This is a genomic window from Massilia sp. DJPM01 (genome assembly GCF_030348125.1).
Classification (GTDB): domain Bacteria; phylum Pseudomonadota; class Gammaproteobacteria; order Burkholderiales; family Burkholderiaceae_D; genus Telluria_A; species Telluria_A frigida.
Genome location: NZ_JAQOZV010000022.1, coordinates 98215 through 110463, shown reverse-complemented (window position 1 = coordinate 110463; position 12249 = coordinate 98215). Strand labels below are relative to the sequence as shown.

The 12249-nt window shown below is 65.0% G+C and carries 7 protein-coding genes; 4 read left to right on the top strand and 3 right to left on the bottom strand.

Annotated features, from left to right (window positions below):
- The 3 genes from PO883_RS16165 to PO883_RS16155 form a co-directional block, all read left to right on the top strand.
- A partial coding sequence (locus PO883_RS16165) for an efflux RND transporter permease subunit (protein ID WP_289310675.1) occupies positions 1-685 on the top strand: 685 nt, incomplete at its 5' end.
- 8 nt (positions 686-693) lie between these two features.
- Positions 694-2079: an efflux transporter outer membrane subunit gene (locus PO883_RS16160; RefSeq protein ID WP_289310674.1), complete on the top strand. Its 1386-nt coding sequence runs from the start codon at positions 694-696 to the stop codon at positions 2077-2079.
- A gap of 9 nt (positions 2080-2088) precedes the next feature.
- Positions 2089-2589: an SET domain-containing protein gene (locus PO883_RS16155; protein ID WP_289310673.1), complete on the top strand. Its 501-nt coding sequence runs from the start codon at positions 2089-2091 to the stop codon at positions 2587-2589.
- A gap of 2 nt (positions 2590-2591) precedes the next feature.
- Here PO883_RS16155 and PO883_RS16150 read toward each other — a convergent pair whose 3' ends face one another.
- Genes PO883_RS16150 through PO883_RS16140 form a run of 3 tightly spaced genes read right to left on the bottom strand, consistent with a single transcriptional unit; the run spans position 2592 to position 9859 of the window.
- Positions 2592-5759: a WG repeat-containing protein gene (locus PO883_RS16150; protein WP_289310672.1), complete on the bottom strand. Its 3168-nt coding sequence runs from the start codon at positions 5757-5759 to the stop codon at positions 2592-2594.
- Positions 5760-5788: 29 nt separating this feature from the next.
- Complete coding sequence (locus PO883_RS16145; protein WP_289310671.1) at positions 5789-9022, bottom strand: WG repeat-containing protein; 3234 nt, start codon at positions 9020-9022, stop codon at positions 5789-5791.
- A 45-nt stretch (positions 9023-9067) separates the two neighbouring features.
- Entirely contained in the window at positions 9068-9859 is a 792-nt protein-coding gene (locus PO883_RS16140; RefSeq protein WP_289310670.1) for a WG repeat-containing protein, read from the bottom strand.
- Between the two features lie 217 nt (positions 9860-10076).
- Between PO883_RS16140 and PO883_RS16135 the strand changes: the two genes are divergently transcribed.
- A complete protein-coding gene (locus PO883_RS16135) occupies positions 10077-12224 on the top strand; it encodes a S46 family peptidase (protein WP_289310669.1) in 2148 nt (715 codons plus the stop codon).
- The last annotated feature ends 25 nt before the right edge of the window (positions 12225-12249 follow it).

The window sequence follows — 12249 nt, the reverse complement described above, 5'->3', positions numbered from 1 at the left end:
CCTGGCGCAGGGCAGCAACCTGGCCGATGGGCAGGCGGCTGTGAAGCAGGCCGAGGCCGACATCGGCCTGCCGAACAATGTGCGCGGCAGCTTCCAGGGTACGGCGCGCGCGGCCGATGAATCGAACCAGGAGCAGCCGATGCTGATCGCGGCCGCCATCGTCGTCATCTACATCGTGCTCGGCATCCTGTACGAAAGCCTGGTGCACCCGATCACCGTGCTCTCGACCCTGCCATCGGCCGGCGTGGGTGCGGTGCTGGCCCTGCTGCTGTTCAAGATGGATTTTTCAATCATCGCCCTGATCGGCGTGTTCTTGCTGATCGGGATCGTGAAGAAGAATGCGATCCTGATCATCGACTTCGCGCTGGAAGCGGAGCGTACGCGCGGCCTGACGCCGCTTGAAGCGGTACGCGAAGCCTGCCTGCTGCGTTTCCGCCCGATCCTGATGACCACCCTGGCGGCGGCACTGGGCGCCTTGCCGCTGGCGATCGGCTTTGGTGAAGGCTCGGAGCTGCGCCGCCCGCTCGGCATCGCCATCATCGGTGGCCTGATCGCCAGCCAGATCCTGACCTTGCTCACCACGCCCGTCGTCTACGTCGTGATGGACAAGCTGCGCCGCCGCAGCCCCGCCGAGCGCCAGCTCGGCCATCACTCCGACAACGCTGCCTCACCCAATCCACAATGAGTATTCCTATGCGCGCCATTCCGTTGCTTCGTCTTTTACCGCTGGCGGCTTTCCTGCTTGGCGGCTGCGCCGTCGGCCCGGCGTACGTGAAGCCCACCACGCCTGAACCGGCCGCATTCAAGGAAGCCCAGGGCTGGTCGCCCGCCGCCCCGGCCGATGCGCTCGACCGCGGTCCATGGTGGACCCTGTTCAACGATGCCGTTTTGAACGAACTGGCCGGGCAGATCGAGGTCTCGAACCAGGACGTGGCCGCCGCCGTAGCCGCGTATGCGCAATCGCGCGCGCTGGTGCAGCAGCAGCGCGCGGCCCTGTTCCCGAGCGTGTCGCTCAGTACCAGCGGCGAGCGCTCGGGCACGCGCAATGCCGGCGCCGACAACAACTACCGGCTCAACATCGGCACCAGCTGGGAACCCGACCTGTGGGGCCGCTTGCGTGCCAGCGCGAGCGCGGCCAGCGCCAGTGCCCAGGCCAGCGCCGCCGACCTGGCATCGGCGCGCCTGTCGGCCCAGGGCGAACTGGCGGCCAATTACTTCGTGCTGCGCCAGACCGATGCCCAGGCGGCGCTGCTGGCGGCCACCATCGAAGGCTACCAGCGGGTGCTGCAGATCACGCAGAACCGCTTCGATGCCGGCATCGCCGCCAAATCCGACGTGCTGCAGGCCAGCACCCAACTGGCCAACGCCCGGATCGACGCCTTGTCGCTGGCGCGCCAGCGCGCCCAGTTCGAGCACGCCATCGCCATCTTGCTGGGCAAGGCGCCGGCCGACTTCACCCTGGCGGCGGCGCCGTGGCAAGCCTTTGTGCCCGAGATTCCGGTCGGCGTGCCATCGGCGCTGTTGCAGCGCCGGCCCGACATCGCCGCCGCAGAACGGCGCGTGGCGTCGGCCAATGAGCAGATCGGCATCGCGCGTTCGGCCTACTATCCCAACATCGGCCTGACCGGCTCCGTGGGCAATGCGGGCAGCCGGGTGTCGGACCTGTTCAGCGCCTCGAGCGCGCTGTGGTCCTTCGGCCTGAGCGCCGCGCAAAGCCTGTTCAATGCCGGCGCCACGCGCGCCAGCGTGGCGGGTGCCGAAGCAGGGCAGCAGGCGGCGGTGGCGCGCTACCGCCAGACGGTGCTCGATGCCTTTGGCGACGTGGAAAACCAGCTCTCCGCCACGCGCGTGCTGGCGCAGCAGATGGTGCTGCGGCGCCAGGCGTCCGAGTCGGCCGACCAGGTCGAGGCGCAGATGCTCAATCGCTACAAGGCGGGGCAGGTCGGTTACAGCGAGGTGGTGCAGGCCCAGGCCAGTGCGCTGTCGGCGCGGCGCGCGCTGGTGCAGGCGCAGGGCGACCGCCAGAGCACCGCGATTTCGTTAATCCAGTCATTGGGCGGCGGCTGGCAAGCGCAGTAAAATACGCGGATGACGACCACACCCTCCACATCCGGTACAACCGAACCCGCCTGCTACGAAGTACGGCGTTCCACCATCCACGGCAACGGCGTATTCGCCACACGCGATATCGAACCGGGCGAGCAGATCGCCGAATACACGGGCGAGCGCATCACGTCCGACGAATCGGCGGCGCGCGCCGAAGCTGGCGGCGGCCCGGTCAACCATACCTTTTTCTTTTCGCTGGCCGACGGCATGGTCATCGACGGTGGCCGTGGCGGCAACGATTCGCGCTTCATCAACCACGCCTGCGAACCGAATTGCGAAGCGCAGGAAGACGAGGGCAGGGTGTTCATCCATGCGCTGCACCCGATCATGCGCGACGAAGAACTCAAATATAACTACGCCCTGATCTACGAAGAGCGCCACACGCCGGCCGTGAAAAAGGCGTTCGAATGCCGCTGCGGCGCACCCACCTGCACCGGCACCATGCTGGCCCCCAAAAAGCGCAAGCGTGCCAAGGCCGGCTGACCTCAGCCAGCTTTACCGGTGCTGCGGAAGGCGGGCGGCACCCGGCTTTCGTGCTTGTTATTGGTGCGCACGGCCAGCGCGTACAGTGCGGCCGTCATCAGGCGCTTCGGCACATGGGCTACCGCCTCCGGGTCGATGCCGACCGCCAGGTCCACCATCGCCCGGGTGATGCGGCGCGCGGGGATTTGCGACAGCACCAGCGGATTGGAGCGCAGTTCATCGAGCAGCGTCGCCTCATCGGCCTCGTTGAAAGCGGTGCGCGCGATGGTGCGCAGCCAGTCCGTATCGACCGCCGGCCCGAATTCGGGCTCATAATCGCTGCATGAGGACAGCACGTTTGCTGCCTCCCCTGCGGCCCGAAACGCTTGCCCGTTCGCGCGGTATGCACTGGCCAGTACGTAGTGCATGTGCGCGGGATCGTCGACATGCCCGAGGGCCAGCAGCGCGTCGCTGATCGCGCCTTCCCAATTCCTGTTCCACAGCCGGGTCCAGGCACGCAGTGCATGCCAGCGGCAGCCGGTTTCCTTTGTCCCGGCCGGGCCCTGGTGGCGTGCGATGACGCTTGTAGCGATAACCTCCTTGAGCGCATCCGGCACGCCGGAAAACGCCTGCATGTTGCGCTTGATCGCCGCCAGGCAAAGCTCGGGGCTGCGCAGCCCTTCGGGCAGGTAGCCCAGCGACATCGGGTCGGTCTTGATCCAGTTCGCGCATACATCGGCGGTCAGGAACGCTTCCGGGATCAGCGCGAGATCGCTGGCATCGACGCGCATGACCATGTCCGCCGTGATGGACGCACGGGGGACGTGGCGCAGGTTGGCGCTGCTGCCGAGCCGGACCCTCGCGTACATGGTTTCGCTGCGCAGCCACAGGGGGACCGAGCCGAGACCGGCGCCGGCCGCCAGGGCGTTCATGCAAAATTGTTCGTCAATCAGGCAGCCCCAGACCTCGTACAGGCAGTTGACGTCAAACGTGGCTGGAACGCGCGAGCTGCGCTTGTCGCGCCGGCACCAGTCGTCGTCATCCCCGTACAGCGAGCGGGCCAGGGCCAGTCCCTCGGCCGTCATGCAGCTGCCCGGCACGTCGGCAGCGTGATCCGCACTGTGCCTGATGATCCGTTCCAGCCGGGCCGGCGTTTGCAGGTGCGCCGGCAGTTCCTGCAGGGCTTCCGCGTCGCGCTCGACGGCGTAGTCCGCGACGGCGTCGTCGATCAGTTCCGGCGGCATGTGCGTGATGGCGTGTTTCGTACCATAGGCCCAGTCAAACCATTCCTGCGCGGTTTGCGGCACGGGTTTTTCGTCGACGGGGGGCGCCGGAGCAACCGGACAGCGCCCTGCGAGCGCGGCCTCCAGCGTCTCTTTTGAAGGGGCGCAAAGCAGGCTGATATTGTGCCACTCGTTGCCGTCGCCATTGTCGCTTTCCAGCTCGATGGACAGCCATAGCTGGTTCGACTCGGGCCGGGTCGCATCCGGACCTGCAATCGGCTGGCGCAGCGCGACCTGCCACGCAGGCAGCCCGGCCGCCGGCGAGCCATCCGGAACGTCGGGGTCCGGGTCGGGCGGTCCGAAGTGGGCAACCAACCGCTCCATGCAGCGTGTGTACATCGCTTCGGACAACCGCTCGCGTTCAAAACTGAGGAATTCGTACACTGCGTTCACGTGTCCATCGACGTAGGACTGATAGATGCGGCGGGAGGTGCTGACCGATCTTGCCAGCCTCTCGTCGCTGTCGAGGTCATCGTCATCGTCCTCGTCCTCGTCGTCCTCTTCATCCTCAACTTCATCCGTGCCGTCGGCCGCGTGCAGGAGGGCGTCGATATTGTGCAGTTTTTCTTCCGTCTTCAGCATCATCGCTTGCGCGAAGGTGATCAGGTCGTCCACGCTATCGATCTCTTCGAGCAGCGCATCGGCGGACACCGAAAAAAACGGATGGGGCATATGCTGCGTCGCATGTGACGCACCTTGCCAGAGCAGGGCACCGGCGGCATCGTACAGTGCCGCGTGGCGGCCTTGCGGCCCCCACTCGGCGCGCAGACGATACGCCACGCGGGCGTCGCGATCGAGCAAGGCGATGCTCATGTCGCTGGCGATGAAGGCCGCCAGTGGCGTGTTTGCCTCGGCCGGTACGACCATGCAGTCGTCGTCCGTCAGCGGTTCGAGCACGCCGGCGGGCGGCATGGCAATGCTTGCGTCGTCCCTGGCAATGGCCCATACCGGCGGCAGGTCGACAGCGCCCTGCGGCGTTCGCTCGACGCCGGCAAAACGTGCGGTGCCGAATCCGAACTGGTTGAAACGGTGCGCCCAGCTGACGTACACGCCGAAGTCCAGCGTTCCTTGCGCGCTGACGTACTCGCTGTCGGCTTCCACCGCGATCCCGCACGACATGGCCTGCGACAGGCGCCGTTTGTGGCGGATCACGTGCTCGCCGCGCGCGTCGATGTAGCCGCCATCGTCCCAGCGCTCGCCGGCTTCTTCGCAATAGGCCAGGCCGTTGGCATTGAATGGGCCGATCTTCCGATGGCAAGGCTGCAAGAGCCACTCTCCCTGGAGGCCGATCAAGCCGAACAGCTCACCGTCTTCCGAGGCCGGTGCCACGCCTTGGGCGCCGAACGCCAATGCGCTTGCGAAGCGCGGCGCGATGGCCCAGGCGCCGGTGGTGTCGATGTAGCCGAACAAGTCGCGCTTGGTGCTCGCCACGGCCAGACCGGCATCGCTGAAACTGCGGGCCTCGCGAAAGGTGCCCTTGAAGGCGGGTTTACCGCTGGTGTCGATGTAGGTCCATTTGTTCGTGGCCGTTCGCACGGCCGCCCGTCCGGCGCAAAATGCCTGTGCGTTTTCGTACTGCGGCGCGATGACGGTTTTCCCTGTCAGGTCAAGATAACCCCATCGCCCATCGCTGCAAAAACGCGCCAGGCCGTTGTCGCCAAAGGTACGCGCGTTGTCGAGCGTCGGCTCGACCACCCACGTGCCGTGCGTATCGAGGTAGCCATAGCGGCCATCGGTCGCCTGTGCCGCCGCGATACCGCCGCCCTGGCCATTGTCGTGGAACGCGCCCAGGACGCGGTTCAGGGCCGGGGCGGGCTGCGTTACCTGACCGTGGCTCAGTACCAGCAGGTAGGGCTCTTCACCCGGGCCGTGCATGTAGTTTCGGATGAGGATTGGCTGCGCGATCATGTGTGGACGGCTTTCATGTAAGTGATTGTTCAGGCGGACGGCTTGGCGAGTGCGTCACGGACGGCTTCACGCAGTGGCGCCGGTACGTCGTCCATGACCCAGCTGCGTTCGCGCACCGATGCGATGCACAAGGCAAGGGTGCGCAACTCCGGCGGCACATGTTTCAGTTGGTAGCCTTGCGCATTCACGGCGGAGAGGCAAAACGCCTCGCTCATCACCGACGGCGGAAGCTGCTCGAACTGCTTGCAGCCTTCCCGGAATGCCAGTTCGTAGAGCGCCGTCGTCATCAGGCGTCGCGGCACGAATCGCACGGCTTGCGCATCGACGCCAACGGCCAGGTCGACCATGGCGCGCGTGATGCGTCGCCCCGGGATGGTTGCAAGCAGGTGTGGCTGCGATGCCAGTTCTTCCAGCAGCGTTGCGTCGTCCGCCTGGCTTGTCGCTCCCTGTGCCAGGGTGTTCAGCCAGGCGATGTCGGCGTCCGGATCGAACGGTGGAACGTAGTCGCTCCACAGCGACAGCACCTTGGCAGCTTCCAGTGCGGCGCGCTGAAGATCGCCTTTGCCGCGCCAGGCGCTGGCAAGCACGAAGTGCATGTGCACCGGAGCGTCGGTGTGGCCGAGCGCGCGCTGCGCGTCGGCGATGGCAGCATCGGGATCACCGTTGGCCAGATGTGTCCAGGCGCGCAAGGCGTGCCAGCGGCTTCCAGTGCCGTCAGCCGCTTCCGGATCGCGCGCGATCAGGGCGTGGACCACTGCCTCCCTGAGCGCAGCGGGCACTGCGGAAAACGCGTCCTCGTTCTTCAGAACCGCCCGCAGGCACAGTTCCCCGGTCAGCAGCGCGGGCGGGATGCGTGCCATCAGCTTGGCGTTGCCCCGGCTGGCCACGTACTCGGCAAGTTCCGGTGTGATCGCCGAACGGGCAATGAAATAGACGTTGTTGATGTTCGCGGCCAACGCCATGCCGACGATCTTCTCGCTGTGCAGCCACCACGGAACCTGGCGGATATCCGCATCATTGAACAAGGCGGTCTCGCACGTTTTCTCGTCGAGCAGGCAGCCCCAGATATGGTCCAGGCATTCATGATCGAGTTCCTGCGGGATCGCCGAATTGCGCGCGTCGTAATACTTCCACTCGGGATTGTCGGCATACAGTGAGCGTGCCAGGGCCAGGCCGTCGGCGCTCATGGCCACCGGCGGGATGCTGGACGCCGTCGACGCATCACGCCGGATCAGCGCCTCCAGCCGTGCAGCGGTTTGCAAACGCGGCGGCAGAAACGGGTAAGCCCGGATGTCGGACTCGATGGCGGCATCGGCGATTGCGTCGTCGATCAGTTCCTCGGGCATGGTGACGATGGTGTCGGGCGATGCGCGTACGCGGGCCAGCCAGTCGTTGCCAGCGCCGGGCGCGGGATCGCTGTCATCTTCGTCGCTCCCATGGTGGGCCAGGGTGCGGCCTCCCATAGCCGCTTCCAGCGTCTCTTTCGATGGCGCGCACACCAGCCAGATGTGGTGCCATACGTCGCCGTCGCCATAGCCGACCTGGGTGGAAAGTCCCAGCCACAGCTGGTTCGATTCCGGCCCTGCCAGTGCCTGGTCAAGTTGAATGCACCAGGCGATGGTGTCGGGGGTGGCCGCTTCGCCGGCGTAATCGGGGTCGCGCGCCGGCAAGCCAAAGTGCTCAGTCAGGCGCGCCACGCTGCGCGCGTGCATCGCTTCCATCAGCGCTTGCCGCTCGGCGGCGAGAAACTCATAGCGCGCGTTCTCGTCCTCGTCCAGATAGGAGCGGAAGATGCGATGCCGCGTGCGCATGGACTTCGCCAGCCGCTCGCCGATGTCGAGGTCGTCGTCGTACTCTTCGAAGTCCCCGGGCAGGTTGTCATATACAGGGTTCTGTTCGTCCTCACCGCTTTCCAGCGCTTGCAGCAAGCCGTCGATAGCGTGGAGCCGGGCCTCGGCTGCCTGCACCATCGATTCGGCCAGCCCGGTCAGCTCGTCGAACTTTCCAAGTTCAGTGAGGAGCGAATCGGCGGACGCTGAAAAGAAGAACAGCGGCGCATGCAGCACGGCGCTTGGTGCTCCTTTCCACAATAGCTGGCCGGCGCCGTCGTACAGCGCTGCGTATTTGCCCTCGGGGCATGGCTCGGAATACCAGCGGTAGGCGATGTGCGCATCGCGGTCGATCAGGACGATGCTCCTGGCGGGCGGGGCGCCATCCGGGCGGGCGAAACGGGTGTCGCTCGCCAGGAAGGCGACCAGCGGCGTGTTCGCTTCCGACGGAACGACATGCGCGTGTTGAACCCGGAGCGGTTCAATGACGTCGGCGGGTGTCGGGACGAAGGTGCCGTCGGTGCGCGCGATACCCCATGCAGGCGCTTGCGTTGCGCCGCGCAGATGCGCTACCGCGAAGCCGTCGGCGTTGAACTGGTCGCACCAGTCCAGGGACGCGTCAAATGCCAGCTCGCCTTGCGCAGTCATGCACGTGCGATGGGAATCGACGGCAATTCCGCACTGCATGGTCTGCGACAAGCGGTCCATGTCGCGAATGAGGAGCACACCATGCGTGTCGAGATAGCCTTCATGGTTGTACGACTCCCTGCAGAAGGCGAGATTATCGTCATTGAAGTCGTGGATTTGCTCGTAAGACGGCTCAAGAACCCATTTGCCTTGCTGGTCGATGAGGCCATATTTGCTGTTTTCTTCGGTTGCCGGCGCCACGCCTGCTGGCGCGAATGCGTAAGGCAGTGCAAAGCGCGGCGCAATCGCCCAGGCGCCAGTACGGTCGATGTAGCCGTATTTGCTCGAGGTGCCGCGCGCGGCGGCCAGGCCGACCACGCTGAACGAGTTGGCGTGGCCGAAGCTGGCGTCGAAAGCGAATTGACCGCTCATGTCGATGTAGCGCCACTTGTTTCGCCCCACCTGAACCGCGGCGAGGCCTTGCCGGAACGGTTCCACCCGCATGAACTGTGCCGGGATGACGGCCTTTCCACCCAGGTTCCGGTATCCCCATGAGCCATCTTCGCAGAAATGCGACAGTCCTTCGCTGAACGGAAACGCATATTCGAGCGTCGGTGCCACCACCCATTCTCCTTTGGCGTTCAGATAACCGTACATGCCGTTGACGGCCATCGCGGCGGCAATGGTCCCTCCAGCGCCGTCATCGAGAAATGGCCCGAATACTTGCAGCAGTCCGGGCGACGCGACGTGGACCTGTCCATCGTGCAGCATGAGCAGTTCGTTCCACTCGTCGGTTGGCCGAATCATGTAGTTTCGGATGAGGGCAGGCTGGGTAATCATATGTGGCATGTGTCAGTCGATTGGGCGGTGATAGTGGACGCTCAGGGAACGCGGTGGCTTGCCAGCGCCGTTTCCAGCGCTTCGCGGGACGCCGCTCGCATCGAGGTAGTCTTCGTGATCCCGGCCGGCCTGGAAGTAGGCCAGACCATCGTCGTTGAAGGCGTCGATCTGGCTGTGGCAGGGCGCCAGCACCCATTCGCCCTGCTGGTTGATGATGCCATACAGCTCGCCGTCTTCGGAGGCCGGGGCCACGCCGAGCGCTGAAAACGGCGCCGGCCGCTCGAAGCGCGGCGCAATGGCCCACGCGCCGCTGCGGTCGATGTAGCCGCATTTGCAGGTCGAGCCGCGCGCGACGGCCAGGCCGGCCGCGGTGAACGGCCCGGCATGGCGCAGGAAACCATCGAATGCGAACTGCCCGCTGGTATCGATGTAGCGCCATTGACGGCTGCCGGTCCTGACGGCGGCCAGGCCGAAATTGAACGCTTCCGCCTTTTCGTACTGGGCCGCGATGACCACCGCGCCTTTCAGGTTGCGGTAGCCCCACAGGCCCTGGTCGCAAAAGCGCGCCAGTCCATCGCTGCCGAACGAACGCGCGTCTTTCAAGGTGGGTTCGACGATCCAGTCCCCGCTGGCGTTCAGGTAGCCATGGCGCCCGTCGACAGCGACTGCCGCCACGATGGCGCCGCCGTCGCCGTCGCCGTCGTCGCAAAATGCACCGAGCACCTGCAACAGGGCAGGGACAGGCTGGCGCACCTGGCCGCGATGAAGTACCAGCAGATCGGGCGGCTCGCCCGCCGCTTTCATGGGGTTTCTGATGACGACGACAGAGGGCATGGACATGGAATGAGGGTGATTATTTGTCAACTGTCGATTGTAACGCAGGGCGTTGCCGATGCCATCGGCCCGCCGACTACCATCCGCTCCCGGTACGCCGGCCGTCAATACGCCGCCGACAAAATCATTTCCACCGCTTTGCATCAGCGATATACTCCCCGCTTGCTTTTATCTTCTGGGGTATATCTTGTTGAAATCCATCGCCTTACCCGTCGCCCTGCTCGGCGTATTCGCTACCGCGAATGCCGATGAAGGCCAGTGGCAGCCATACCAGCTTCCGCAACTGTCGTCGGAACTGAAACGCATCGGCATCACCATCCCTGCCGAGAAGCTGGCCGACCTGTCCAAGCATCCCATGAGCGCCATCGTGTCGGTGGGCGGCTGCTCGGCCTCGTTCGTGTCCGGCGATGGACTGGTGGTCACCAATCACCACTGCGCCTACGGCGCCATCCAGCGCAATTCGACCGCCGACAAGAACTACATCGTCAACGGCTTCCTCGCCAAGACGCGCGACGCCGAACTGCCGGGCGGCCCGAATACCCTGGTCTATGTCACGGAAAAAGTCGAAAACGTCACCGACCGCGTGCTCAAGGGCCTGTCGCCGTCGATGTCCGGGCGCGAGCGCAATGAGGAAGTCCAGAACCGCATCAAGGCGCTGACCGCCGAATGCGAGACCGACAAGGCGTATCGCTGCTCGGTACCGAGCTTTCACCGTGGCCTTGAGTATTACCGCATCCGCCAGCTGATGATCCGCGATGTGCGCCTGGTGTACGCGCCATCGGACATGATCGGCAATTTCGGCGGCGAGGTCGATAACTTCGAGTGGCCGCGCCAGACCGGCGACTACTCCTTCCTGCGCGCTTACGTCGGCAAGGATGGCCGTCCGGCCGATCCGTCGCCCGACAACGTGCCGTATAAATCGAAGGACTTCCTGGTCGTCTCGGCCGAAGGCCTGAAGAATGGCGATCCGATCCTGCTGGCCGGTTACCCCGGCCGCACCAGCCGCTACAAGCTGCCGTCCGAGATCCGCTTCGCGCGCGACGCCAACTTCCCGGTGCGCGTGGCCGAAATGCAGGCCGACCTGGCCGTCATCGCCGCCGCCACCAGGGGCAATGCCGCCCACGACGTGCGCTACGCCAGCGTGGTCAAGGGCATCAACAACGTGCTCAAGAAAACCCAGGGCCTGCTCGACGGCTTCGCACGCAAGGACATCGCCGCCATCAAGGATGTGCAGGACGCTGAGTTCCGCGCCTGGTTCAACAAGCCGGGTAACCAGCAGGGCGTGTCGCCGACGCTGCTGGCCGACCTGGACGCCGCCATCGCCGCCGACATGGCATTGTCGGAACAGGAATTCGCCTGGTCGGTCGCTGGTAACAGCGACCTGCTGAAAAGCGCGCGCACCGTCTACCGCCTGGCGCTGGAAGCGGCCAAGCCCGATGCCAAGCGCGAATCCGCTTACCAGGAGCGCGACCTGTCGTTCATCAAGGCGCGCCTGATCCGCCTTGAGCAATCGTACGTCGGCAGCGTGGACGAGGCGCGCTTTGGCGCCGGCTTGCAGCGCTACCAGAAGCTGGCCGCGAAGTTGCATCCGCAAGGCCTGGACGCGCTGCTGCCGGCGCCGGATGCCGTCGGCGCGCTGTACAAACAGTCGGACCTGGGCGACACCGCCAAGCGCCTGGGCTGGATCGGCAAGGATGCGGCGGCGTTTGCCAAATCGGACGACGCCTTCATCAAGCTGGCCGTCAAGCTGCATGAGGTGACCATGGCGCTGGAAAACCGCCGCAAGGAAATCGACGGCAACCTCGAACGCATCATCCCGCAATACATGTCGGCCGTGATCGCGTGGAAGAAGTCGCAAGGCAAGCCGGTCTACGCCGACGCCAACTCGACCCTGCGCGTGACCTTCGGCACGGTGGCGCCGTACTCGCCGCGCGACGGCATCGTCAAGGGCCCGTTCACGACGGTGGAAGGCATCGTCGAGAAGCACACCGCCACCGAGCCGTTCAACGCACCGAAGCCGCTGCTCGATGCGGTCAAGGAGAAGCGCTATGGCGTGTTCAAGGACCCGGTGCTGAACACGGTGCCGGTCAATTTCCTGTCCAGCGCGGATACCACGGGTGGCAACTCCGGTTCCGCGGTGATGAACAAGCGCGGCGAACTGGTTGGCCTGAACTTCGATTCGACCTATGAATCGGTAACCAAGGACTGGTACTTCGACGGCGACATCACGCGCGCCATTCACGTGGACATCCGCTACATGCTGTGGGTGATGAAGGAAGTCGACCATGCCGACAACCTGCTCAAGGAAATGACCATCAAGTACCCGCGTAAATAAATGCGCTCAAGGTGGGGGCCGCGTT